The organism is Nocardia sp. PE-7 (assembly GCF_030486425.1).
Classification (GTDB): domain Bacteria; phylum Actinomycetota; class Actinomycetes; order Mycobacteriales; family Mycobacteriaceae; genus Nocardia; species Nocardia salmonicida_A.
Genome location: NZ_CP129614.1, coordinates 1165193 through 1190427 on the forward strand (window position 1 = coordinate 1165193; position 25235 = coordinate 1190427).

Annotated in this window: 24 protein-coding genes; 16 read left to right on the plus strand and 8 right to left on the minus strand. The window is 67.2% G+C overall.

Annotated elements, in window-relative coordinates:
* Position 1: 1 nt before the first annotated feature.
* Positions 2-412 carry a bleomycin resistance protein gene (locus QX204_RS05450; RefSeq protein WP_301905485.1) on the plus strand — a complete coding sequence of 137 codons (411 nt, stop codon included), beginning with the start codon at positions 2-4 and terminating at the stop codon, positions 410-412.
* 81 nt (positions 413-493) lie between these two features.
* The gene (locus QX204_RS05455; RefSeq protein ID WP_301905486.1) at positions 494-1786 is read left to right on the plus strand and encodes an LCP family protein; all 1293 of its coding nucleotides are present in this window, start codon (positions 494-496) and stop codon (positions 1784-1786) included.
* Here the strand turns inward: QX204_RS05455 and QX204_RS05460 are convergent, their stop codons facing one another.
* Positions 1787-2047, minus strand: a complete 261-nt coding sequence (locus QX204_RS05460; RefSeq protein ID WP_301905487.1) for a hypothetical protein — start codon at positions 2045-2047, stop codon at positions 1787-1789.
* 110 nt (positions 2048-2157) lie between these two features.
* Entirely contained in the window at positions 2158-2418 is a 261-nt protein-coding gene (gene rpsT, locus QX204_RS05465; RefSeq protein ID WP_056821462.1) for a 30S ribosomal protein S20, read from the minus strand.
* Positions 2419-2728: 310 nt separating this feature from the next.
* On the opposite strand from rpsT, the gene QX204_RS05470 reads away from it, so the two are divergent.
* From QX204_RS05470 to QX204_RS05485, 4 genes are all read left to right on the plus strand, one after another.
* Entirely contained in the window at positions 2729-4354 is a 1626-nt protein-coding gene (locus QX204_RS05470) for a circularly permuted type 2 ATP-grasp protein (RefSeq protein ID WP_301905488.1), read from the plus strand.
* Between the two features lie 4 nt (positions 4355-4358).
* Positions 4359-5336, plus strand: coding sequence for an alpha-E domain-containing protein (locus QX204_RS05475; protein ID WP_056821459.1), 978 nt, complete (start codon positions 4359-4361; stop codon positions 5334-5336).
* Entirely contained in the window at positions 5333-6175 is an 843-nt protein-coding gene (locus QX204_RS05480; RefSeq protein WP_056821458.1) for a transglutaminase family protein, read from the plus strand. The genes QX204_RS05475 and QX204_RS05480 overlap by 4 nt, the downstream gene beginning before the upstream one ends.
* A gap of 66 nt (positions 6176-6241) precedes the next feature.
* Complete coding sequence (locus QX204_RS05485; protein ID WP_301905489.1) at positions 6242-7018, plus strand: aquaporin; 777 nt, start codon at positions 6242-6244, stop codon at positions 7016-7018.
* 55 nt (positions 7019-7073) lie between these two features.
* Here the strand turns inward: QX204_RS05485 and QX204_RS05490 are convergent, their stop codons facing one another.
* Complete coding sequence (locus QX204_RS05490; RefSeq protein ID WP_056821455.1) at positions 7074-7625, minus strand: type II toxin-antitoxin system PemK/MazF family toxin; 552 nt, start codon at positions 7623-7625, stop codon at positions 7074-7076.
* 106 nt (positions 7626-7731) lie between these two features.
* On the opposite strand from QX204_RS05490, the gene lepA reads away from it, so the two are divergent.
* Positions 7732-9570 (plus strand): translation elongation factor 4, encoded by a 1839-nt coding sequence (gene lepA / locus QX204_RS05495; RefSeq protein ID WP_301905490.1) that lies wholly within the window; start codon positions 7732-7734, stop codon positions 9568-9570.
* A gap of 23 nt (positions 9571-9593) precedes the next feature.
* On the opposite strand, the gene QX204_RS05500 is transcribed toward lepA, so the two are convergent.
* Genes QX204_RS05500 through QX204_RS05510 form a run of 3 tightly spaced genes read right to left on the minus strand, consistent with a single transcriptional unit; the run spans position 9594 to position 12027 of the window.
* Positions 9594-10874: a HAMP domain-containing sensor histidine kinase gene (locus QX204_RS05500; protein WP_301905491.1), complete on the minus strand. Its 1281-nt coding sequence runs from the start codon at positions 10872-10874 to the stop codon at positions 9594-9596.
* Positions 10871-11563, minus strand: coding sequence for a response regulator transcription factor (locus QX204_RS05505; RefSeq protein WP_301905492.1), 693 nt, complete (start codon positions 11561-11563; stop codon positions 10871-10873). Before QX204_RS05505 ends, QX204_RS05500 begins: the two co-directional genes overlap by 4 nt.
* A gap of 35 nt (positions 11564-11598) precedes the next feature.
* Positions 11599-12027, minus strand: coding sequence for a hypothetical protein (locus tag QX204_RS05510; protein ID WP_301905494.1), 429 nt, complete (start codon positions 12025-12027; stop codon positions 11599-11601).
* Positions 12028-12308: 281 nt separating this feature from the next.
* Between QX204_RS05510 and QX204_RS05515 the strand changes: the two genes are divergently transcribed.
* Complete coding sequence (locus tag QX204_RS05515) at positions 12309-14327, plus strand: hypothetical protein (RefSeq protein WP_301905496.1); 2019 nt, start codon at positions 12309-12311, stop codon at positions 14325-14327.
* Positions 14328-14371: 44 nt separating this feature from the next.
* Entirely contained in the window at positions 14372-16174 is a 1803-nt protein-coding gene (locus QX204_RS05520) for a P-loop NTPase family protein (protein ID WP_301905497.1), read from the plus strand.
* 4 nt (positions 16175-16178) lie between these two features.
* On the opposite strand, the gene QX204_RS05525 is transcribed toward QX204_RS05520, so the two are convergent.
* Positions 16179-18146, minus strand: a complete 1968-nt coding sequence (locus tag QX204_RS05525; RefSeq protein ID WP_301905498.1) for a glycoside hydrolase family 15 protein — start codon at positions 18144-18146, stop codon at positions 16179-16181.
* A 141-nt stretch (positions 18147-18287) separates the two neighbouring features.
* On the opposite strand from QX204_RS05525, the gene QX204_RS05530 reads away from it, so the two are divergent.
* Positions 18288-18524: a hypothetical protein gene (locus tag QX204_RS05530; protein WP_301905499.1), complete on the plus strand. Its 237-nt coding sequence runs from the start codon at positions 18288-18290 to the stop codon at positions 18522-18524.
* A gap of 111 nt (positions 18525-18635) precedes the next feature.
* Here the strand turns inward: QX204_RS05530 and QX204_RS05535 are convergent, their stop codons facing one another.
* On the minus strand, positions 18636-19685 hold the full coding sequence (locus tag QX204_RS05535; protein ID WP_301905500.1) for a M48 family metallopeptidase: 1050 nt from the start codon (positions 19683-19685) through the stop codon (positions 18636-18638).
* A gap of 74 nt (positions 19686-19759) precedes the next feature.
* Between QX204_RS05535 and QX204_RS34380 the strand changes: the two genes are divergently transcribed.
* From QX204_RS34380 to QX204_RS05560, 6 genes are all read left to right on the plus strand, one after another.
* Positions 19760-19849 (plus strand): Ms4533A family Cys-rich leader peptide, encoded by a 90-nt coding sequence (locus QX204_RS34380; RefSeq protein ID WP_019045829.1) that lies wholly within the window; start codon positions 19760-19762, stop codon positions 19847-19849.
* Between the two features lie 211 nt (positions 19850-20060).
* Complete coding sequence (locus tag QX204_RS05540) at positions 20061-21113, plus strand: sulfate ABC transporter substrate-binding protein (protein WP_301905501.1); 1053 nt, start codon at positions 20061-20063, stop codon at positions 21111-21113.
* A gap of 98 nt (positions 21114-21211) precedes the next feature.
* Complete coding sequence (cysT, locus tag QX204_RS05545; protein WP_301907913.1) at positions 21212-22057, plus strand: sulfate ABC transporter permease subunit CysT; 846 nt, start codon at positions 21212-21214, stop codon at positions 22055-22057.
* Positions 22054-22860, plus strand: coding sequence for a sulfate ABC transporter permease subunit CysW (gene cysW / locus QX204_RS05550; protein ID WP_301905502.1), 807 nt, complete (start codon positions 22054-22056; stop codon positions 22858-22860). The genes cysT and cysW overlap by 4 nt, the downstream gene beginning before the upstream one ends.
* Entirely contained in the window at positions 22857-23852 is a 996-nt protein-coding gene (locus QX204_RS05555; protein WP_301905503.1) for a sulfate/molybdate ABC transporter ATP-binding protein, read from the plus strand. The genes cysW and QX204_RS05555 overlap by 4 nt, the downstream gene beginning before the upstream one ends.
* A gap of 370 nt (positions 23853-24222) precedes the next feature.
* A complete protein-coding gene (locus QX204_RS05560) occupies positions 24223-25227 on the plus strand; it encodes an AurF N-oxygenase family protein (protein ID WP_301907914.1) in 1005 nt (334 codons plus the stop codon).
* Positions 25228-25235 lie beyond the last annotated feature (8 nt).

The following is a 25235-nucleotide window of genomic DNA, read 5'->3' on the forward strand; positions in this document are numbered from 1 at the left end:
GGTGCCACGCCTGATCCCCGAACTCATTTGCTCGGACCTGCAGGGCAGCCTGGCTTTCTACCGCTTACTCGGATTCCGTGTCCGATACGAGCGGCCCGAAGAGCGATTCGCCTACCTCGAACGCGACGGCGTCGATCTCATGCTCGAACAACCGACCCGCCACGACCGGCTCTACCCACACGCACCGCTCGAGCATCCGTACGGGCGAGGCATCAACCTCACCATCGACGTGGACGACGTCGCCGACCTGCACGCGGCGATCACCTCGACCGGCCGGGACCTCTACCTGCCGTTGGAAGACCGCTGGTATCGGCGGGCCACCGATGAGGTCGGGGTACGCCAGTTCGCGGTGCAGGACCCGGACGGCATTCTGCTGCGAATTTCCCAGGATCTCGGCACCCGGCCCCACTGAACCGGCGCGCCGCACCGCCATCCAATCGGGATCGAATCGCGATGCCCGGTCGCCATCGCGGCTGGCACAGTTGATCATGAGATGGTTGAGCCGAGTGGTAGCCGGGATGGAAAAGGCGGGCGCGGTCGACGCGGTCGGGGCTCGGCGGGGCGAACAGCGCGGCAGGTGGTGAGGGTCGTCGCGGCGGTGCTGTCGGCCGCGGTGGTGGTAGTCACGGCGTACGGGTGGTCGACGGCGGGGAGTTTCGACGCGGGGTTCTTGCGGTCGCGGGCGATCGGTGACGACGCACCGCATTCACTCGGGGGCGATCTCAATATCCTGCTGATCGGGTTGGACACCAGGCGCGATCAGAACGGCAACGAACTGCCGTCCGAAGTTCTCGACCAACTGCACGCGGGCGACGGTGACGAGGGCGGATACAACGCCAATACCCTGATCCTGGTGCACATTCCGGCCGCGATGGACAAGATCGTCGCGGTATCGATTCCCCGCGACGACTATGTGCCGGTCAGCGGCATACCCGGCTACACCCACGCCAAGATCAAGGAGGCGTACGGGTTGAAGAAGGCCGCCGTGCAGGATCAGCTGATCGCGCGGGGCGTCACCGATCAGCGCAAGCTGGAACAGGCGGGTAGGGAGGCGGGCCGGGCCTCGACCGTGGCGGCGGTCCGGGAGCTGACGGGGGCGCCGATCGACAGGTTCGCCGAGGTCACCCTGGGGGGATTCTACGATCTGGCCGCCGCGCTCGGCGGCGTGGAAGTCTGCCTGAACAAGCCGGTGAAGGACGACGAGTTCTCCGGTGCCGATTTCCCCGCGGGCCGTCAGCAGCTGGATCCCGCACAGGCGCTGGCCTTCGTCCGGCAGCGGCACGGACTGGAGAACGGTGATCTGGACCGAACGCACCGTCAGCAGGCGTTCCTGACCTCGGTCGCCAGACAGCTCCGGAGCGCGGGCACGCTCACCGACCCGGGCAAACTCTCGGCCCTGATGGATGTGGCCCATCGCAATATCGTGCTGTCGGACGGTTGGAACATGACCGAATTCGTGCGTACCCTTGGCGCCGCCGACGATCCGCAGGTCGAATTCCGCACCCTGCCGGTGCTGCGCTACGACGTGATCAACGGCCAGGACGTGAACATCGTCGACCGGTCCGCGATCCGCCGCGAGATCGCCGCGGCCTTCGGTATGCCGGTACCGACTGCCACCACCGCCAAGCGCACCGGACAACGCACGGAACCGCCTGCCGCCTGGTCGTCGGAGTCGACCGCGGGCGCTTGGCGAACCAGCACGACCACCTCGGAGACGGAGACTCCCGACGCGGGCAAGCCGGTTCGCAGCGATATCACCTCGGGGCAGGTGCCCTGCGTGAACTGACTACTCGCCGGCGACGACGAGCGAGACGTCCACATCCTCGTCGTCGGCGTCGTCGAGATCGTCGTAGCGTCCCTCCCACTCGTCGTAGAGGGGAACTTCGTCTTCACGGGTGACGATCCACGCGGCGCCGTAGCCACCCTCCTCGTCGGGCACCATCACATTTTCGACCTTGAGACCGATGCTCAGGATCTCCGCCGCGCGGATCACCTCGGCCAGGTCATCGCCTCGTACCACCGTCTGATTCGCGTACACCGTCAACATGGCGCGAATGGTAGCCGGTGGGAAGGAACGACAAAAGCCGCCGTGGTCATCGAGGCCACGGCGGCTGCGTCTTGCGAGGTATTACCAGCGAGCACCAGGCTCGCCGAGGATCAGATCTTGTTCAGAGCCAGCGCGAGCGCGGACTTCTTGTTGGCCGCCTGGTTGGCGTGGATGACGCCCTTGGACGCGGCCTTGTCGAGCTTGCGGCTCGCGAACTGCAGCTGCTCAGCAGCCTTTTCCTTGTCACCGCTGGAGGCAGCTTCACGGAAGTTGCGGATCGCGGTGCGCAGCGCGGACTTGACCGACTGGTTACGCTTGCGCGCTTCCTCGTTGGTACGGATCCGCTTCATCTGGGACTTGATGTTGGCCACGCCTGTATCCTCTGGTTTCCTGTCGCTGGGTGGTATTCCTTGAAAGCTCGTCGGGCGCGCGCCCACGATGCAGCAGATGGTGCTGAACTACGGGTAACACCGCGCCGAAGATCGAGGTTACCAGCTCGGCACCCCCCGGCGAAATCGGCCCTACTATCCACTCGACCGGGGAGACGACGCCGATTTCACCCGATTCAGGTGATGCAAAGAATTTACCTGTGTCACACACGACCCTGCCGCCGGGTGATGCAGAGTTTTTGTCATGACCTCCACCACTGCGCCGAGTACGGCTCGATCTGCATCACCGGCCATGGTGAGAACGAACGGCCATCCGACAGACACGCACACCGGTTTGTTCGAGGGGTACGGCCCAGGCCGCTTCGCCGACGCGTTCGACGAGATGTTCGACGGGTCCGGAAAAGTACGGGCACCGTACAAGGGAATCCACGCCGCGATGGCGGCCAATGACGTCGATGACCTGGCCAAACGCTCCGACGCGCTGGACCGCGCGTTCATCGACCAGGGCATCACCTTCTCCCTCTCCGGTCAGGAGCGGCCGTTCCCGCTGGATCTGGTGCCCCGGGTGATCGCCGCCGCGGAGTGGGCCAAGCTCGAACGCGGGATCAAACAGCGGGTCACCGCGATGGAGCTGTTCCTGGCCGACGTCTACGGCGAGCAGAACATCCTGCGTGATCAGGTGATCCCCAAGCGGCTGGTCACCTCGTGTGAACACTTCCATCGCGAGGCCGCGGGGCTGGTGCCGCCCAACGGTGTGCGCATCCACGTATCCGGCATCGACCTCGTACGCGACGAGAAGGGCGACTTCCGGGTACTGGAGGACAACCTGCGCTCGCCGTCGGGGGTGTCCTATGTGATGGAGAACCGGCGCACGATGGCCAGGGTCTTCCCCGATCTGTTCTCCTCGCACCGGGTGCGCGCGGTGGGCGACTATCCGGGCCACCTGCTGCGCGCGCTGCGGGCCTCGGCGGCGCCCAACGAGGTCGACCCGACCGTGGTGGTGCTCACACCGGGCGTGCACAACGCCGCCTACTTCGAGCATTCGCTGCTGGCCAGGCAGATGGGCGTCGAGTTGGTGGAGGGTCGCGACCTGTTCTGCCGCGACAACGTCGTCTACATGCGCACGACCGCTGGTGAGCGTCAGGTCGATGTGATCTACCGGCGCATCGACGACACCTTCCTCGACCCGATGCACTTCCGCCCCGACTCCGTGCTCGGCGTCGCCGGGGTGCTCAACGCCGCGCGCGCGGGCAACGTGGTGATCTCGAGCGCGGTCGGCAACGGCGTCGGCGACGACAAGCTCATCTACACCTACGTGCCCAAGATCATCGAGTACTACCTCGGCGAGAAACCGATCCTGCCCAATGTCGACACCTTCCGCTGCTGGCTCGACGACGAACGCGAGGAAGTGCTCGATCGGGTCGGGGAACTGGTGGTCAAACCGGTCGAGGGTTCCGGCGGCTACGGCATCGTGATCGGGCCCGACGCGTCGGCGCGCGAACTGGAGGCGATCAAGCGCAAGATCAAAGCCGACCCGCGTGGCTGGATCGCTCAGCCGGTGGTGCAGCTCTCGACGGTGCCGACCAAGATCGGTGACGATCTCGCGCCTCGCCATGTGGACCTGCGTCCGTTCGCGGTCAACGACGGCGACGACATCTGGGTGCTGCCCGGCGGTCTCACCCGGGTCGCGCTGCCGGAGGGCTCGCTCGTGGTGAACTCCAGTCAGGGCGGCGGCAGCAAGGACACCTGGGTGCTGGCCGGGCGCGCGGGGTCGGTCGACCGGGAACTGGCCGGACCCGAACTCGTCAGCGAACCGCCGCAAGCGGATTCGTTCGAGCTCGGTCGCGAACTCAGCACGCCGCAGGCCAATCAGCAACAGCAGCAACAACAGCAGACACAGCGGTTGATCGGGGAATAGGGAAATGCTTGCTCGAAACGCCGAATCCCTCTACTGGATCGGTCGATACGTCGAGCGCGCCGACGATACAGCGCGCATCCTGGACGTGGCAGTCCACCAACTGCTCGAAGACGCCACCGTCGACGCGGACCGCACCTCCCGCGTGCTGCTGAAGGTGCTCGGGATCGAACCGCCCGAGGGCCTGAGCCTCGACGTGTGGTCGGTCACCGATCTCGTCGCCTACAGCCACGACCACGGTGTCTCGATCAGCGACTCCATCACCAAGGCCCGCGAGAACGCCCGCGGCGCACGCGAAGTCACCTCGAGCGAGATGTGGGAATGCCTCAATGCCACCTACAACGGCATGGCCGCGGCGGAGCGGGCAGCGCGTGGCCTCGGCCCGCACGAGTTCTTCTCCTACATCAAGGGCAGGGCGGCGATGTTCACCGGACTGACCGACTCGACCCTGAGTCGCGACGACGGCTACCGCTTCCTGCTGCTCGGCCGGTCCATCGAACGCGTCGACATGATGGTGCGCCTGCTGCTCTCGCGTGCCGGTGACAAGACCTCCTCGCCCGCGTGGGTGACCGTGCTGCGTTCGGCGGGCGCGCACGACACCTACCTACGCACCCATCGCGGCGCCCTCGACGCCGCCAGGGTCGCCGAATTCATCCTGATCGACCGTCTGTTCCCGCGTTCGGTGTTCCACACGCTGCGGGTCGCCGAGGCATGCTTGACCGAACTCGATCAGCGTCCCGGCAGCCGCGTCGGCGCGCGGCACGAGGCGCAGCGGGTGCTCGGACGCGCGCGCAGCGAACTCGAATTCCTGCCGCCGGGAGTGTTGTTGGAAGATCTGCAGAGCCGCCTGCTCGCTCTGCAGAAATCGTGCCGCGAGCTCAGTGAAGCCGTGTCACGCCAGTATTTCCATGCCGCCCCGTGGGTGGCGTGGACCGATGTGCGCAGCAAGCAGGACAGCCGCGTGCAGGTAGAGGGAGAGCTATGAGTTGGCGGATCAGGGTGGTGCACACCACCGGTTATGTCTACGACGCGCCGGTGACGCGCTCGTTCAACGAGGCCAGGCTCACCCCGCGCGCCGACAGCAGACAGAACGTGATCCTCAATCGCGTCGAAACCGTGCCCGCCACCAGGGCTTATCGCTACACCGACTACTGGGGCACCGCGGTGACGGCCTTCGACCTGCACGCGCCGCACACCGAACTCGAGGTGACCGGGTCCTCGGTGGTCGAGACCGAACCGTTCGCCGAACCCACCGAGGAACTGAGCTGGGACGAGCTGCAGGGCGGGCGGGTCATCGACCGGTTCGACGAGATGCTCAGTCCCACCGCCTATGTGCCGCGCGATCGCAAACTGTCGACCGTGGCGCGCCAGCTCTCGCGCGGTGAGGAGCCTGCCAAGGCGGTGGTGCGCGCGGCCGAGTGGGTGCACAAGGAAATGGACTACATCGCGGGCACCACCTCGGTGCACACCTCGGCGCTGGAGGCCTTCGCCGAGCGTCGCGGCGTGTGCCAGGACTACGCACACCTGACGCTGGTGTTGTTGCGCAGCATGGGAATTCCCAGTCGCTACGTATCGGGCTATCTGCATCCGAAGCCGGGCGCGGAGATCGGCGAGACGGTGGCGGGCCAGTCGCACGCGTGGATCGAGGCCTGGACCGGGCAGTGGTGGGGATACGACCCGACCAACAATCTCGCCGTCAACGAACAGCACGTTTCGGTCGGTGTCGGACGTGACTACGCCGACGTGCCGCCGTTGAAAGGTGTGTTCTCCGGCGGCGGCTCGACGGACCTGGAGGTCGTTGTGGAGGTCACCCGCCTCGCGTAATGTCCGAGAGGCTCGTGCGGACCCCGCTCGCCGCGGGGTTGATTCCTCCCGGAGAGGTGGCAGCCGATGTCTCCCACTGCACAGGAACTCGTCGAAATCGAAGTCGTCCCCGAGCCGAAGAAGTGGGCGGCCGAGGGGCTCGGCAGTTTCATCCTCGTGATCTGTGGCGTCGGCACGATGGTCCTGGCGGGCGATCGGGTCGGCTCGCTCGGCGTCGCCTTCGCCTTCGGGTTGTCGCTGATGTTCCTGGTCTACGCGATCGGGCCGATCTCGGGGTGTCATGTCAATCCGGCTGTCACGCTCGGGCACCTGCTGCTCGGGCGGATCAGCGCGATCGGCGCGGTCGGCTACGTCATCGCTCAGCTGGTCGGCGCGTTCCTCGCCGGACTGGTGCTGTTCGCGTTGGCCAACAATCTGCCCGCCTACGACCGCACCGTCGACGGTCTCGGCGCCAACGGCTGGGGTGCGCACAGCCCGTCGGCGGTGACCGGGCCACTCGGTGAGGTGGTCGTGCAGAACGGGTACGGCTTGGCGGCCACCATCATCATCGAGGTGATGCTGACCGCGCTGCTGGTGTTCGTGGTGCTGGCCTCGACCGATCAGATCTCCGACGTGCCGCTGGCCGGGCTCTCGATCGGGGTCACCCTCACCGTGGTCTTCCTGGTCTCGTTGCCGATCGACAACACCTCGGTGAACCCGGCGCGCAGCCTCGGCGTCGCGCCGTATCAGGTCGGGGCGATGGGGCAGGTGTGGGCGTTCATCGTGTTCCCGCTGATCGGCGGGGCACTGGGCGCACTGCTCTACGGCCTGATCTTCGGCCGGTCCAAGGTCGTGCGCACCTAGCTACCGAACGATCGACCCCCGATCCGGCGCGCCCGGGTCGGGGGTCGATTGTTGTTCAGCTCCAGCTGTATTCGGCGACCAAGCGGTGCGCGACCAGGTCGAAGGTCTTGCGCTCGACGATCGCGCCCTCGCGCCGGATGCCGTCCTCCGGGACGTCGAGCACCCGGTCCAGTCGCACCCAGCTCGGCCTGCCGTCGTGATCCCACGGCCCGGTGCCGATCCCGACCCAGTTGTGGTCGTGCGCGCGGTCGGCCTTGGACGACAGCATCAGCCCGAGCAGGGTCTTGCGGTCGCGTCCGACCACCAGCACCGGTCGGTCCTTGCCATTGGTCGGGTCTTCTTCGAACGGCACCCAGGTCCACACGATCTCGCCGGGGTCGGCGCGCCCGTCGAGCTGCGGGCAGTAGACGATCTGGCGGGCGCGATGAGCCGTCGGTACGGGGGTCGAGGCCGTCGGGCGAACCGCGACGGCGGGTCCGGACTTGGTCGCTAAGGCGTCCACCAGCTTCTCGAGCAGTCGCGGCCCCTGCTTGCGCACGATTTTGGGCCCCTGCTCCTTGGCGATGACGCCGAGCTGCTTGCCGAGACTGTTCCAACTGCTGGCCATCCCTGAAATATAACGCCGACCCACCCTTGGAGCGCACCGGTGGCACAGTCGCGGTGGCACGCATGGGACGATGGGCGCAGTTCGCCTATACCCCGCGAGGAGTGGAGTGGCTTCCAGTTTTGCCGATACGACGTTCACCGATCCGTCCCGGATCCGGAACTTCTGCATCATCGCCCACATCGACCATGGCAAGTCGACCCTGGCCGATCGGATGTTGCAGCTGACCGGTGTGGTCGAGGAGCGCGCCATGCGCGCCCAGTACCTGGACCGGATGGATATCGAGCGTGAGCGCGGCATCACGATCAAGGCCCAGAACGTGCGGTTGCCGTGGCAGGTCGACGGCACCGACTACGTCCTGCACCTGATCGATACCCCGGGCCACGTCGACTTCACCTACGAGGTCTCCCGCGCGCTAGAGGCCTGCGAGGGCGCGATCCTGTTGGTCGACGCCGCCCAGGGCATCGAGGCGCAGACGCTGGCGAACCTGTACCTGGCGCTGGAGAAGGATCTCACGATCATTCCCGTGCTGAACAAGATCGACCTGCCCGCCGCGGATCCCGATCGCTACGCCGCCGAGCTGGCTCACATCGTCGGCTGCGAGCCGGGCGACGTGCTTCGTGTCTCGGGCAAGACCGGCGTCGGCGTGACCGAACTGCTGGACAGGGTGATCGAGGCCGTCCCCGCTCCCGTGGGCGACGCCGACGCACCGGCCCGCGCGATGATCTTCGACTCGGTCTACGACACCTACCGGGGCGTGGTCACCTACATCCGCGTGGTCGACGGCAAGATCTCCCCGCGCGAGAAGATCAAGATGATGTCGACCGGCGCGACCCACGAGTTGCTCGAGGTCGGCATCGTCTCGCCCGAACCCAAGCCCACCCAGGGTCTCGGCGTCGGCGAGGTCGGCTACCTGATCACCGGCGTGAAGGACGTGCGTCAGTCGAAGGTCGGCGATACCGTCACCAGCTCCCGCAACGGCGCCACCGAAGCCCTCACCGGCTACCGCGAGCCGCGCCCGATGGTGTACTCCGGTCTGTATCCGGTCGACGGCTCCGACTACCCGGATCTGCGTGACGCACTGGACAAGCTGCAGCTCAACGATGCCGCGCTCACCTACGAGCCGGAGACCTCGGTGGCACTCGGCTTCGGTTTCCGCTGTGGCTTCCTCGGCCTGCTGCACATGGAGATCACCCGCGAGCGGTTGCAGCGTGAGTTCGGACTCGAACTCATCTCCACCGCGCCCAACGTCGTGTACCGGGTGGAGATGGAGGACGGCACCGAACATGTCGTCACCAACCCGTCGTACTGGCCGGAGGGCAAGTCGCGCCACGTGTACGAACCCATCGTGAAGTGCACCGTCATCTCGCCGAGTGAGTTCATCGGCTCGATCATGGAGCTGTGCCAGCAGCGCCGCGGTGAGCTGGGCGGCATGGACTACCTGTCCGAGACCCGCGTCGAGCTGCGCTACACCATGCCGATGGCCGAGATCATCTTCGACTTCTTCGATCTGCTGAAGTCGCGCACCCGCGGCTACGCCAGCCTCGATTACGAAGAGGCGGGCGAGCAGGAAGCCGATCTGGTGAAGGTCGACATCCTGCTGCAGGGCGAGGCCGTCGACGCGTTCAGCGCGATCGTGCACCGCGACGCCGCGCAGGGCTACGGCCACAAGATGACGACCAAGCTGCGCGAACTGATCCCGCGTCAGCAGTTCGAGGTGCCGATCCAGGCCGCGATCGGCGCGAAGATCATTGCCCGCGAGAACATTCGGGCGATCCGCAAGGACGTTCTCGCCAAGTGCTACGGCGGCGACATCAGCCGTAAGCGCAAGCTCCTCGAAAAGCAGAAGGAGGGCAAGAAGCGCATGAAGACCATCGGTCGCGTCGAGGTCCCCCAGGAAGCCTTCGTGGCGGCGCTGTCCTCGGATTCGGACAAACCGAAGAAGTAGGTGGGCAAGTCCCAGAACGACTCTCAGGCGCCGGTGCTCACCGGCGCCTGAGCTATTTCCACCAGCAGGCGGACGCCGCCGAGCGGGCTGCTGTCGAGTTCGGCTGTGCCGGAATGCAGTTCGGCCTGCTGGCGAACCAAGGCGAGCCCGAGGCCGGAGCCGGGGGAGCCGGGGCGTTTGGCGAAACGGTCGAAAGCGGTGGGGGACAGGTGTTCCGGAATGCCGGCGCCGTTGTCGTCGATGGTGATCTCGGCGCCGTTTCCGGTGGCCCGCGCGGCGACGGTGACCTCGGTGGCGTGCCCGTGCAGCACCGCGTTGGCCACGGCATTGGTCACGATCAGCATGATCCCGCCGGGCAACCCGTGTACCGGAACCGGGTCGCAGGCGGCGAGCGTGATGTCGACGCCGGGATTCGCGCGGCGGGCGTTCTGGACCGCGCGGTCGAGGGTTTCACACAGTTCGAAATCTTCGAACGCGTCATGATCGGTGAGCTCGCCGACGGCGAGACGTTCCAGATCGGTGAGGGTGCGCTCGATCTGGCCCTCGGCGGCCAGGACGTCGGCCAGCACCCCGCCGCGCTGGTCGGCGGGCAATTCGGTGCCCGCGAGCACCTGCAGATCGGTGCGCATGGCGGTGAGTGGAGTGCGCAGTTCGTGGGCGCAGACGGCCGCGAAGTCGCGGGCACTCGCCAGTGCCTGCCGGGTCTCGCCGTGCGCGGTCTCGAGGCGCGCGAGCATCCGGTTGATCGCGTCGGAGAGTTCCTCGGCTTCCTTGGCGCCGCGTCCGGACAGCGGTGGCAACTCGTCGAGTGTGTCGATCTCGTGGGTGGCCGTGGCCAGTCTGCGCAGCGGGCGGGCGGCGAATCCGGCCAGTACCCAACCCAATACGGCGGCGGCGATCACCCCGGCCACGCCGATGCCGAGCCCGATCAGCTGGCTGCGGGTGATGGCGGCGTCGACGAGTTCGCGATCGGGGTCGAGCCGGACCACCAGACCCGGCGCGCCCTGCACCTGCGCGAGCGACTGATCCGTCGGGCTGCCGGGGACCACGATCGTGTGCTCACGAGGGAAGGGCGGTGCGAGGACCGGGGGTCCGGGTAGGGGAGGAGCCCCTGGATTCTCCGGATCACCGTCGAATCGTTGCGCGACCTGCACCCGCATGCTGGACACGGTCTGATCGAGCTGGCTGGTACCCGCCACCTTCAGCAGCGCGCCATAGGTCAGGCCGAGGGTGACCGCCACGATCGCGGCGACCACGGCCGATACCAGCGCCACCCGGACCCGCAACGACCACGAGGCCTTCACGGCTGATCCCGCAGGACGAATCCGACCCCGCGCACGGTGTGCACCACCCGCGCGACGCCGTCGGCCTCCAGCTTGCGGCGCAGATACGAGACGAACACATCGACCACATTGGTGTCGGTGCTGAAGTCGTAACCCCACACGGTCGACAGGATCTGTTCGCGCTCGAGCACGATCCCGGCATTGCGCGCCAGCATCGCCAGCAGTTCGAACTCGCGTTTGGTGAGGTCGATCGGCGCCGAACCCGCGTGCACCCGATGCCCGGCCAGATCGATCACCACCTCACCGACCTGGATCGTGTCGGCTGTGACGGCGGCCGTCACCGGTCTGCGACGCAACAGCGCGCGCAGCCGGGCGACCAACTCGCCCAGATCGAACGGTTTGGTGAGGTAGTCGTCGGCGCCGCGCTCGAGTGCCGCGATCCGATCGGTGACCGCGCTGCGCGCGCTGAGCACACAGATCGGGATGTCGTTGCCCATCGCGCGCAAGGCGGTGACCACACCGACGCCGTCGAGTTCGGGCATGTTCACATCGAGCACCATGGCGTCCGGCGCGGCGGACCCCACCAGGGTGAGTGCGCGAGCGCCGTCGGGTGCGGTGATCACGTCGAAGCCGGAGAGCTCGAGGCCGCGCCGCAATGACGCGAGCACGCGGACCTCGTCGTCGACGACCAAGATCTGCTGTCCGGTCATGCACTCACCCTAGTGTCGGTCATGGTTGTCGCTGGTCAGAAAGGGTGCGCGGGAGTCGAGTCGGCGGAGCCGCTACCCGGGGCGGGCACCGTCTCGGAGAACCCGCGCGGCGCGATCACGATGGTCCGCTCTCCGTCGGGGGCGATCCGTGTGCACTCGACCGGACCGTCCCCCCGCGGTCCGCCATGGCCGGGAACAGGCTCACCGGGCGCGACGTGGCGGAATTCGACGCGCGGCTGGGCGGGAACGGCATGGTGGAAACCGATGTCCGGCCCGTCCTGCAGCGGCGGCTGGTCCGGTACGCCGCCGCCCGGATCGGTGCAGATGATCGTCGTGCGCTCACCGCCGTGCGACGGTGCGCCCGGATCGGCGGTCGCGATGCCCGCGGAGGTGGCGGTGATCACGGCGGCGCCACCGAGCAGCGCGAGAGCTGTGCGGCGTCGGCGGGTCGAGAATGCGGTCATGGTCGGGGCTCCTGACTGAGAGTTTCGCCGACCCCTCGGCCGGCGAGCCCCGACGCTATGGCGCTGAACTTCACACTCCGTTGAGCAATCGTTAGAGTTCTCTTCGGATCGTCGGCGCCCCTGATTCCCCGGGCTCGCCGAAACATGTTGTTCGCCATAAGGTGAGTACCAACCGGCCTGCACGAAATGACAGGCCGAGATTCGGAAAATAGTGTTGGATGGGCCTCACTTCGCCGCTTGTTGTGGTGGGGAACTACAGCGATGCGAGTGTTGGAGCTTTGATGACGCGTGATCTGCCTTTCGACGACGGTGCCGCGCGCGAAGAGGGGCCGGAGGGGTCGGACACGGCCTACCGGGTCGCCAACGGCGTAGCCAGGGTGGCCAGGGCCGGCGCCTATGTCACCGGTGGCGCCTTGGTCGCCGCCAACGGGACTTCGCGCGAACCGGGCACCAGTAATGCCGACAGCCGGTACGCGGGCTGGTCGCAGCAGACCGTGCCCACCGACCCGAGCCCGGACGCGCCGAGCCCGATCGTGACCTTCCCCGACCTGGCCGTCGAGCCCGCGCCCGCCCCCGTGGCGCCGCACACGCCGTTCTTCGCGCCGACGAATCCCGACATATCGATGGTCGCCGCGCCGGACGAATCCGGCTGGCACCCCGAGATTCCCGGCTCCGATGGTGATCGGGAATTCCGGATCCCCGCCGACGAGGAGTCGTCCAGCGGCATCGGCATTCCTGGCTACGGGCACACCCCGGCCGGACCCGGATACGACAGCGCGCACCCGCTGCCCGGCACCACTCCGGACCCGGGGTTCGACCTCCCCGGGTTCGAGGGTTTGCCCGGTGGCGGCGATTTCCCCGGTTTCGACCTGCCCGGCGTCGGCAACGGCCTGCCCGGTTTCGACCATGTGCCGGGCGGTGGCATCGGTATTCCGGGCTACGACGGTCTGCCCGGGCACGGTTTCGGCATCCCCGGCTATGACGGCGTCGGCCTGCCCGGTGGCAGCCCGTCCGGCACCACCGGCATATTCGACGGAATCGGCGATCTGGACGGCATGTTCGACGGTATCGGCGCGATGGTGACCACCGACTGGCAGGTCGATGTCCATGTCGGGCTCGACGGTGTATGGGCGACCTCACAGATGAAGGTCGACGTGCAGGTCGGCCAGGTCGGCGATCAGCTCGACGACTACGGCCAGTGGCTCGGCGACGGCCTGAAGGTTCCCGGTGATCCGGCGGCCACCTCGCCGACCGGGCCCGGCCTCGGCGGCTCCTCGTCCAGTGGTACCGGTCTCGGCAACTCGTCGTCGGGTGCCCCCGGTCTGCCCGGCTCCTCGTCCTCGGGCATCGGTCTGCCGGGTGCGCCCGCGGCCCCTGCCGTCGCCGGGCCCGTGGCCCCTGCTGTCGTGTCGGCCGCCCCCGCACCCGTCGCCGCGGCCCCGTTCGCCCCCGCTCCGGCGCCGATTGCTCCCGCTCCGGCCCCGATCGCGCCGGCCGCGCCCGCGCCGGTCGCTGTCAACCCCGTGGTCAGCACGCCGTTGCAGACCACCATCCAGCCCGACGTCGCTTCCACCCCGATCGCGAATGTATTCGGCCACCAGGGTGTTTCGCCGCTCACCGCGCCCGCGGCCTCGGTGCCCGCGCTGTTCGCCCCGGCCACGCCGACCAAACCCGTTGTGCTGCCCGATGTCACCGGTGGCTCGCAACCCTCGACGACCGTGCCGGTCACCGTCCCGTCCAAGGTCCCGACGGTCGATATCGACACCCCGACCACGGTGAAGCTGCCCGGTTCGTCCACGGTCCCGACCATGCCCGAAATCACCAAGGTGCCGGTGCCGACCACCGTCTCGCCGACCGGTCCGGCCAAGCCCACCGTCCCCGACGACGACCTCACCACCAAGCCGGGCACCTCCGGCAGTGTGACGACACCCTCGACCGGCACGAGCACCCCGACCGTCGACGTGCCGAGCCCGACCACGCCGCACACGACCGTGCCGGTACCCACCACCCAGTCGACCGCCCCCACGAAGCAGCCGACCATCGATGCGCCGACCAAGCAGCCCACCGTCGACATCGATCCGCCGTCGGTGGTCACCCCACCGCCGGTCACCGTGCAGCCCACCGTCGCGCCGGTAAAACCCCCGGTCATCGAGACCAAGCCGATCGCCGCCGAGTTCGACCAGCACGACGGCGGTTACCATGGCGTCTCGGCCGGACTGTTCGATACGGGCATCGGTGGGGGCGATTTGCTCGCCGCCGCGTTTCCCGTCGAGCACCATGGGTATGACTTCGTGGTCTGACACGACGATTTCGGCCGTGTCGATGTGACGAGAGTGAGGAACAGTTGTCTGCCGCAGCCGGACTGCAGACCGCGACGGTGAAGCATCCGGATGTGATGGCTCCCGTTGTCGCGCTGGTCGACGAACTGCGGGAACTGGTCCGCTCGGGCGGCCGCAACGATCTCGATGCCCGCCTCGGCATGGTGCGGGCCAGGCTCAGTGATCCACGGGTCCGGATCGTCGTCGTCGGTGAGCCGCAGGCGGGGATGAGCACGCTGGTGAACAGCATGGTCGGCTCTCCGGTCAGTGCCACCGAGGGCAAGCCCAGCGTTCCGGTGATCGTTGAATACGGCCAGGCGCCGAAGGCGACGCTGGTGAAATCGGCGCCCGGCAGCCGAGTCGAACGGGTACCCGTCGATCCGCTGAACCCCCTGCCCGCGCTGACCGCCCTCGGCGTGCTGCGCGCCGAATTCGCCGAGCCGAGCGCCCTGCTGGCCGACGGTCTCGTCGTGATGGACGCTCCGGGTTCGACCGCCCACGAGGCGGCCGCCTGGTCGATGATCGCCGCCGCCGACGTGGTCCTCTACGCCGCGGATTCCGCCGCCGAACTCACCGAAGCGCAGCTGGACTACCTGCGCCGGGTCGAGCAGGTGTGTCCGTCGGTGGTCTGCGTGCTCACCAAGATCGACCGCAACCCGCACTGGTCGCTGACCCAGCGGCGCAATCGGGCGCTGCTCGACGGTGCCGGGCTGAACTTCGCGGTGGCTCCCGTTTCCGCTCTGCTGCATCGTGAGGCCACCGAGCGCGGCGACCAGCAGCGCGATGCCGAGTCGGGGGTGCCCCAGCTCATCGATCACCTGCGGGAATATGTTGTCGCCCAGGCTGATTCAGTGGCCGTGGCGGCCGCGGTACGCGATATCGTGCTGATCACCGACCAGCTCACCGTCACCCTGCGGGCCGAGTCGGACACGTTGCGCGACCCGCGCAGGCGCGCCGAGATCACCCAGCGCCTGGCCGCCGCGCGCACCACCGCCGATCAGCTACGCCAGCGCACCGCCACCTGGCAGGTCACCCTCGTCGACGGCAGTTCCGAGCTCAGCGCCGATATCGAACACGATCTGCGGCACCGGTTACGCAGCCTGGTCCGCGAGGCCGAGGCCGAGATCACCCGCACCGATCCCGCCCGCAAGTGGTCCGATTTCGCGTCCGAACTCGACGCGCGCATCTGTGAGGCGGTCGAGGAGAACTTCGTGATGGCGCATTACCGCGCCGTCGAGCTCACCGAGCAGGTGGCCTCGAAGTTCCCGCCCGACAACCGAACTCCGCCGCTGCCCGAGCTGCGACTGACCAACCCCGGCGAAGTGCTGGAGCCGGTCCAGCCGCTGGAACCTCTGGAAAGTGCCAAAGCCGGTGTGGGGCAACAGCTGCTCACCGCACTGCGTGGTTCCTACGGCGGCATCCTGATGGTCGGTCTGGCCACCAGTCTGCTCGGCATGTCGCTGGTCAACTGGTACTCCGCGGGCGCGGGTGTGCTGCTCGGCGTGAACGCGCTCTGGGACGATCGCAAGAACCGCAAGCAGCGCAGGCAGGCCGAGGCCAAGGTGGCTGTCGCCCGCCTGGCCGACGACGTGATCTTCCAGGTGGGCAAGGAATCGCGGAACCGTCTGCGCGCACTACAGCGGGTGCTGCGCGACCACTACACCGAGATCGCCGCCGAAGTGGGCCGCACCGCCGACGAGGCCCTGCGCGCCGCCGAGGAAACCGGCCTGCGCTACGGCGACCATCGCGAACTGCGCATCACCGAGATCGACGCGGGCCTGCGCACCGTGGCCGGGTTGCGAGCCCGCGCCGAACGTCTCGGGTATTGATCCCCTACGACCGGTTGGCCGGTGTGTGCGCAGGTTGGAACTGACCCGCGTTGCGCTGATCCTCGGCCCGGATCACGTGGGTCACCGCGTTGATCAGCGCCAGATGGGTGAAAGCCTGGGGGAAATTGCCCAGGTGCCGACCGGTGCGTGAGTCGATCTCCTCGGCGTAGAGCCGCAGCGGGCTGGCCAGTCCGAGCAGCCGCTCACACAGATTGGTGGCCCGTTCGAGTTCGCCGATCTCCACCAGCGCCGAGACCAGCCAGAACGAGCAGATCGTGAAGGTGCCCTCCTCGCCGTCGAGGCCGTCGTCGGTGGTGTCGGTGTGATAGCGCAGCACCAGCCCGTTGACGGTGAGATGGTTGGCGATGGCGAGCACCGTCGCCCGGATGCGCGGGTCTTCCGGCGGCAGGAAGCGGGTCAGCACCACCAGCAGCAGCGAGGCGTCGAGGGTGTCGCCGCCGTAGGTCTGGGTGAAGACGCCGTCCTTGTTGACACCGAATTCGAGGACGTCCTCGCGGATCTCCTCGGCGATCGCGAACCACTCGGCCGCGCGCTCGTGCTGGCCGTGCAACTGCGCCAGTCGCGCGCCACGATCCAGCGCCACCCAGCACATCACCTTCGACGAGGTGAAGTTCTGTGGTTCGCCGCGCACCTCCCAGATCCCGCGATCGGGTCGGCGCCAGTTGGCGATGGCCGCGTGCACGGTGCGTTCGAGCAGGGGCCACAGCGATTCCGGCACCTGCCCCCGCGATTTCACGTGCAGGTACACCGCGTCGAGCATGGTGCCCCAGATGTCGTGCTGGTCCTGGTCGTAGGCGGCGTTGCCGATGCGGACCGGGCGTGCGCCGTCGTAGCCGGCCAGATTCGGCAGCTCGTATTCGGTGATGTGGCGTTCGCCACCGATCCCGTAGAGCACCTGGAGGGGGACCGCGTCCCCGTTCTCGCCGGTGGTGACGTCGTCGAGGAACGCGAAGAAGTCGTTGGCCTCGCGGTCGAGACCGAGGGTGTACAGGCCCCACAGCGCGAAACTCGCGTCGCGCACCCAGGTGTAGCGGTAGTCCCAGTTGCGGTGTCCGCCGGGGGTTTCCGGAAGTGAGGTGGTGGAGGCCGCGAGTAGCGCACCCGTCGGCGCGTAGGTGAGGCCCTTGAGCGTGAGCGCGCTGCGCTGCAGGAAGCTGCGCCACGGATGGTCGGGGAAATCACCCTGGGTGATCCAGCGTCGCCAGCACTCGGTGGTCGCCCACATCTTCTGCGCGGCCTCGTCGTAGGTGGCGGGCGCGGGCAGTTCCGACCAGGTGAGCGCGACGAACACCTCGTCGCCCTCGGCCATCCTGGTGCGGGCGCGCGCCTCCCTGCCCTCCAAGCCCAGGCGCAGATCGGTGGTGAGAACCAGCGACGGCCCGCTCTCGGGATCGCTCGACGCCCGCGCGGTCGCCTGCTCGTAGACCTTGCCCGTGTACTCCCACTTGGCTCCGCCCCGGTGATAGTCGAACGAGGGCTGGCAGCTCATTTCGACCTCGACGGTGCCGCTCACACACTTGACCGTGCGCAACAGGACGTGTTCGGCGTCCCAGTCCATCGGGGTGCGTCGGTGCGTCTTGGAACGGGCGTTGTTGTTGTGCCACGGGCCGAGTACCAGTGTGTCGCGCACGATCAGCCAACCGGTTTCGGTCTGCCAAGTGGTTTCCAGGATCATCCCGCCGGGCAGATACCGCCGTGCCGCCGGCACATTCTTGCCGTAGGGGCCGATCCGGAAATGCCCGGCGCTGCGGTCCAGGATGGCGCCGAAGACGCTGGGGGAGTCGGGACGTGGCACACACATCCACTCCACCGAGCCGCTGCTGGAGATCAGGCAACTGGTCTCGCAGTCGGACAGGAAGGCGTAGTCGTCGATCGGTGGAAACGCGCCACGGCGGCCGATGGCGGAGACCGGACTCAGAATCGGCAGGCTGTCAGCGCTGGAAGACTCCATACCCCATCATCACGGCGGTACGGGCGCGCGTCCACCGCTGTAGTCGGCGGTCGCGGTCGATCGGCTGGTTGTGGCCCGGAATTCTCCCGCACCCGATGCGGACGGCAAGGGCGGTCACGGTGACCGACTAGGCTGGGCGACGTGCAACGCATCGCAGGTTGGTGGGACGGCTTCGAACTCTGGGTAGCCGGGCTGCCCTTCATTCCCCAGTTTCTCGTGGTGCTGGTCGGCATGGTCCCGATCAGCTTCGCCATCGCCTTCCTGCTCGACCGTGGCTTGCGCATGGCCTTCCGGGTACTGCGCCGCGACGATCGCATCGAACCGTCGATGCCGGTCACCCTCGCCGAACGCCCCACTGTCGGCAGCGGTGCCCGCTGATGCCACGTTCTCGCGTTCAGCTCGCGCTCATCGCCCTGCTCGTTCTCGTCGTCATCGCCTGGTTCTTCACGCGGTGACCGGCGCGGGCGATCGCCCGCGCCGACCCAGCGGCTAGTTCTTACGCCAGTCGTCGAACCGTTTGCCGAGGTCGGTAACCGTCCGCCCGAATTCCTGGCCGACCGTGTTCACCGCCGAGCCCACGTCGCGGCCGAGATCACGGACCGTGCGAACCAGCATGTCCTCGGACTGATCGAATGTCTCGCGATAGTGGCGCGCCGCCTCCTTGACCTCGTCGCTGATACTCGCGTTCTTGTCCTGCTCGCGACGCGGGTAGCTGCCGCCGAGCACCCGCTCGTAGTCGCCGGACTGGATCCAGCGGCGCAGCTCGGCCGCGCGCAGCACCGAGAACGGGTGGGACTGCAGCTCCAGGTTGAGCAGCTTGAGCACGCCGTCGCGCAGGTCGCCCGAGCGCATGTAATCGTCGGCCTGGTCGAGGAACGCGCCGTGGTTCATCTCGTGCAGCCACACGCCGCCGGCGGTTTTCATGTGCACCCGGACCGAGGCCTCCACGTCCTGGCAGCACAGCAGGCCCGCCCGGTCTCCGGACAGCTGCGACTTGCGGCTCCACTCCATCAGCGCCGCCACGATCGCCCGCAGCGCCCAACCGCCGACCGGCATCCAGCCGACCGAGGCCGACAGGCGCATCAGGTGCATGAGCATCGTGCGGTACACCGCATGCCCCGACAGCGCGTGCCCGAGTTCGTGGCCGACGACGAACCGCAGTTCCTCGGTGTCCAACAGTTCGAGCAGGCCGGTGGTGAGCACGATGAACGGCTTGTCCATCCCGATCGTGAACGCGTTCACCGACGGGTCCTGCAGCACGAACATCTCCGGCGTCGACTGCGCGTCGAGCACGCCGATGCAATCCGCACGCAACTGGTGCAGCGTGCGGAACTGTCGATCGTCGACGCGCACCGCGGTGGCCAGATACATCAACCGGTGCTGACGCTCCCGCAGCAATCCCGACAGCGCCCGCAGCACCGTGTCGAAGCCGCTGAGCGAGCGCAGCGCCACGAGTGCGGTGCGGTCGGCCGGGTGTTCCCAAGCGCGCGTGCTGATCTCCGGCAAACGCGTGCGCACCCGGTCTGGAGCCATGGTCATAGGATGAAATCCCCCCTGGTTAGAGAACTCTCGTCGATTGCGATCATCATGGCGCAATCTGCTACAGTCTGCCTGTGTCGTCGAGTGTCGCCCCGCAGATCCGCCATGAGTTGGCGTTGATCGCTGTCGGCAACCTCGCGGTCGCGGACATCCTCTGTCGATGATCGGCTACCGGACTCGTCTGCGCGTTTCTGCCCAGTAGACTGGCGCGCGCTTTCCTTTCGCAGTCGTTGTCCGTAACTCCGGAGGCCGATGGGCCCGAGTCGCGCCAACTGTCGCGTATCCATACGCGGCAGGTCTACCGATCGACATGAGCACTCCCTACGGCCACGAAAATCGTTGTGCCGCAGGTCCTTTCCCGAAAGGTTCACCCCGATGTCTCGCAACACCTGGATCGGCTCGCGCCGCCGCGCCGCCGCCATCGCTGTCACTGCTGTCGCCGCGGTCGCCCTGACCGCCTGCGGCGGTGGCGCCAGCGACTCGACCGACGGCGGCGCTGCCGTGGCCGACGGCAGCGGGGGCACCCTCAACCTCTACGCCTACGCCGTCCCGAAGCCGGGCTTCGACAAGGTCGTGCCCGAGTTCAACAAGACCGACGCGGGCAAGGGTGTGCAGATCCAGGCCTCCTACGGCGCCTCGGGCGACCAGTCGCGCAAGGTCAAGGACGGCGCCGAGGCCGACGTCGTGAACTTCTCCGTCGAGCCCGACATCACCCGCCTGGTCGACGCCGGCCTGGTCGAGTCCACCTGGAACGCCGACGCCACCAAGGGCATCCCCTTCGGCTCGGTCGTCACCCTGGTGGTCCGCAAGGGCAACCCCAAGGGCATCAAGGACTGGGACGACCTGCTGAAGCCGGGTGTCGAGGTCGTCACCCCGAACCCGTTCAGCTCGGGCTCGGCCAAGTGGAACCTGCTCGCGCCCTACGCCGCCAAGAGCGACGGCGGCAAGAACCAGCAGGCCGGTCTGGGCTACCTGTCGCAGCTGATCTCGCCCGAACACGTGAAGGTGCAGCCCAAGTCGGGCCGCGAAGCCACCGAGACCTTCCTCCAGGGCACCGGCGACGTGCTGCTGAGCTACGAGAACGAGGCCATCTTCTCCGAGCGCAACGGCGACCCGATCGAGCACATCAACCCGCCGACCACCTTCAAGATCGAGAACCCGGTCGCCGTGCTGAAGAACTCCAAGAACCTGGCCAAGGCCACCGCGTTCCGCGACTTCCTGTTCACCGCCGAAGGCCAGAAGGCGTGGGCGCAGGCCGGCTTCCGCCCGGTGGATCCGAAGGTCGCCGCCGAGTTCGCCAAGGACTTCCCGACCCCGGCCAAGCTGTGGACCATCGATGACCTCGGTGGCTGGAAGGCCGTCGACAAGGATCTGTTCGCGCAGGGCACCGGCAAGGTCGCTGTCATCTACGACAAGGCCACCAAGTAGTCGGTGACCCGGCTCACACGTGATACTGGAAAACTGTGACTGACAGCAGTGGGCCCGCCGGGACCGGGGAAACCCCCGATTCCGGCGTGGCCGTGAAACTGGACAAAAAGCCGCCGACCCCGCGCGGACCCCGCTGGTCGTGGCTGCGCGTCACCGGCTCGGTGGGCCCGTTCGGCATCGGCGTCGCCGTGATGTGGCTCAGCATCATCGTGCTGCTGCCGCTGGCCGCGCTCACCGTCAGTTCCTTCGAAGACGGCTGGTCGGGCTTCTGGGACGCGGTCACCGCGCCCTCGGCGGTCGACTCGCTGCGCATCACGGTCGGCGTCTCGGTGATCGTCGCCGTGATCAATGTCGTGATGGGCACCCTGATCGCCTGGGTGCTGGTGCGCGACGAGTTCCCCGGCAAGGGCATCGTCAACGGGCTGATCGACCTCCCGTTCGCGCTGCCCACGATCGTGGCCTCGATCGTGCTGCTCTCGCTCTACGGCCCGAACAGCCCGGTCGACATCCATCTCAACGCCACCCAGGCCGGTCTGGTGGTGGCGCTGGCTTTCGTGACGTTGCCGTTCGTCGTGCGATCGGTACAGCCGGTGCTGATCGAGGTCGACAAGGAAGTGGAGCAGGCTTCGCTTTCCCTCGGCGCGAGCAACTGGGTCACCTTCCGCCGCATCGTGCTGCCCACCCTGGCTCCGGCGATCATCTCCGGCGGCGGCCTCGCCTTCGCCAGGGCGATCGGCGAATACGGCTCGGTGGTGCTGATCGGTGGCAACATCCCGCGCGAGACCCAGATGACCTCGCAGTACATCCAGCAGCAGATCGAAGTCGACCGGCCGGTCAACGCCGCCGCGGTGTCGGTGGTGCTGCTGGCGATCTCGTTCGTCAGCCTGCTGGTGCTGCGGATCCTCGCCGAACGCACGTCGCGCAAGGAAGAGGCGGCTCGATGAAACTGTCCGCGTTCACCAGGATCTCGCTGCGCACGGTCGCGCTGGCCTACCTGCTGATCCTGCTGGTGCTGCCGCTGGTGATCATCCTGCTGCGCACGTTCGAGCGGGGGATCGGCGCGTTCATCGAGTCGATCACCACGCCCGCGGCCATCTCGGCGTTCCAGCTGTCGATGATCATCGTGATCATCGTGGTGCCGTTGAACGTGGTCTTCGGCGTGGTGACGGCGCTGGCGCTGGTCCGGAGCAAGTTCCCCGGCCGCAGCCTGATGCAGGGCATCGTCGACCTGCCGTTCGCGGTGTCGCCGGTCGTCGTCGGTGTGTCACTGATCCTGCTGTGGGGTGCGGGCGGCTGGTTCGGTGGGCTGGAGTCACTCGGTTTCAAGGTGATCTTCAGCCTGCCCGGCATGGTGATCGCGACCATCTTCGTCACGCTGCCGTTCGTGGTGCGCGAGGTGGAGCCGGTGCTGCACGAGATCGGTGACGATCAGGAGCAGGCCGCGGCCACCCTCGGCGCCTCGCGCTGGCAGACGTTCTGGCGGATCACCCTGCCCGCCATCCGCTGGGGTCTGACCTACGGCGTCGTGCTCACCGTGGCACGCGCGCTCGGCGAGTTCGGTGCGGTGATCATGGTCTCCACCGCGATGCCGGGCCGGTCGCAGACGCTGACGCTGTTGGTCCACGGCCGCTACATCGACGACCACAACACCTTCGGCGCCTACAGCGCGGCCACGCTGCTGATGGGCATGGCCTTGGTCGTACTCCTCCTGATGACTCTCCTCGAACGCAAGCGGGGTACCGAATGATCACCGTGACCAACGGCCGCAAGAACTACGGTTCCTTCGCCGCCCTCGACGATGTCAGCATCGACATCCCCGCAGGCCAGCTCACCGCCTTGCTCGGACCGTCGGGCTCGGGCAAGTCGACGCTGCTGCGCTCGATCGCCGGCCTCGAGTCCCTCGATTCGGGCGTGGTGGTGATCGCGGGCAACGACGTCACCCACGTGGCGCCGCAGAAGCGCGATATCGGCTTCGTGTTCCAGCACTATGCCGCGTTCAAGCACATGACCGTGCGCGACAACGTCGCCTTCGGCCTGACCATCCGCAAGCGGCCGAAGAAGGAGATCGACAAGCGCGTCGACGAACTGCTCGGCATCGTCGGTCTCGACGGTTTCCAGCACCGTTACCCGGCGCAGCTCTCCGGCGGTCAGCGTCAGCGCATGGCACTGGCCCGCGCGCTGGCTGTCGACCCGCAGGTGCTGCTGCTCGACGAGCCGTTCGGCGCGCTCGACGCCAAAGTGCGCACCGATCTGCGGCAGTGGCTGCGCAGGTTGCACGACGAGGTCCACGTGACCACCGTGCTGGTCACCCACGACCAGGAGGAGGCCCTGGATGTGGCCGACCGGATCGCGGTGATGAACAAGGGCCGTATCGAGCAGGTCGGCTCGCCCGAGGAGGTCTACGACCGGCCCGCCAACGAGTTCGTGATGTCGTTCCTCGGCGCGGTCGCCCGGCTCAACGGTCATCTGGTCCGCCCGCACGACATCCGTGTCGGCCGCGATCCGAGCATGGCGCTGGCCGAACACGAGGGCACCGCCGAATCGGCGGGCGTCACCAGGGCCACGGTCGAGCGGATCGTGCGTCTCGGTTTCGAGGTGCGCCTGGAACTGCGCAATGCCGCGACCGGCGACCAGTTCGCCGCCCAGGTCACCCGTGGCGACGCCGCGGCGCTACACCTGACCGAGGGCGAGACGGTCTATGCCCGTGCCACCCGGATCCCGGACCTTCCCCACGCCTGATCCACCCTGCTGCGACCCGGGGCCCCGCGACATACGTCGCGGGGCCCCGGTCGCGTTGTCGGGGGATTCGCCGATGGTCCGCGATCCGCCACCGGACGCGAATCGGCGCAGGTAACCGGTACCGGCGGTCCGTCGGCCTGAGCGACGCGCTCGGTGGACAACTATTTTCCGCGTCCCACTACAGGCTGTCGCAGACTGTGCATGACGCAGTGTCACAGGTAGAAGCGCTTTTACTGGCCAGTAGCTTTCTCAACAGGGCTTTCGACGCGCCGAACACGCAAAATCCGGCAATGCGCAGAGTTGACGTGACTCGCTGTAGGTGTAACCATTGGAAACAGTAAACGTCCCTAGAGGAGAGGCAGTGACGACGATGTCTGCGCCCACCACCCCTGACGTCGATCCTGTAGTCGCGGAGGCTCAGGCGTACGCCGAGAAGTTGCTGATGCTGTCCGAGGCATCGGTCGATCGCCACTTCGACCCGTTCGAGGACATCGACTGGGACGCCCCCGACTTCGATCCGAACTGCAAGCCCGAGCGTTGGGTCCTGGTGACCTCGGCCGATCCCATCGGTCGCCACCCCTGGTACCAGGCGCTGCCGCTGGAGAAGAAGATCGAGATCGGCAAGGTCCGTCAGGCCAACGTCGCCAAGGTCGGCCTGCAGTTCGAGGCCATCCTGATCATCGGCATGATGCAGCACATCTTCAATCTGGACAACAACGACCCGGAGTTCCGGTACTGCTCGCACGAGATGATCGAAGAGCACAACCACACTCTGATGTTCCAGGAGATGGTGAACCGCGTCGCCGACGTGCCGGGTATGAACCCGCTCGTGCGTCAGTTGCGTCATCTGGCCGCGCCGGCCGGTGCGTTGTTCCCGAACTTCTTCTTCATGGCCGTGCTCGCCGGTGAGGAGCCGATCGACCATATCCAGAAGGACATCCTGCGCTCGGGTGACGATATCCACCCGATCATGCGTGGGGTGATGGCGATCCATGTGGCCGAGGAAGCTCGTCATATCTCCTTCGCTCACGAGTTCTTGAAGAAGAACGTGCCCGCCCAGCCCGCGGTGAACAAGGCTGTGCTCTCGATCGCTATGCCGATCGTGATGTTCATCCTCGGTCGCGCGATCGCGACGCCGCCGAAGACGTTCTTCAAGCAGTTCGATATGCCCGCCGAGGTGCGTAAGGATCTGTTCTACGGTTCCAAGGAATCGAAGCGGACCTTCGCCGATTACTACGTCGACGTGCGTGCGTTGGCCGAGGAGATCGGGTTGATGAACCCGGTCGCGCGCAGGGTGTGGAAGCTGCTCGGTATCGACGGCCCCTCCAGCCGGTACCGTTCGGAGCCCAAGCGCTCCGCCAAGCACGCCGCCTGAGACGGCAG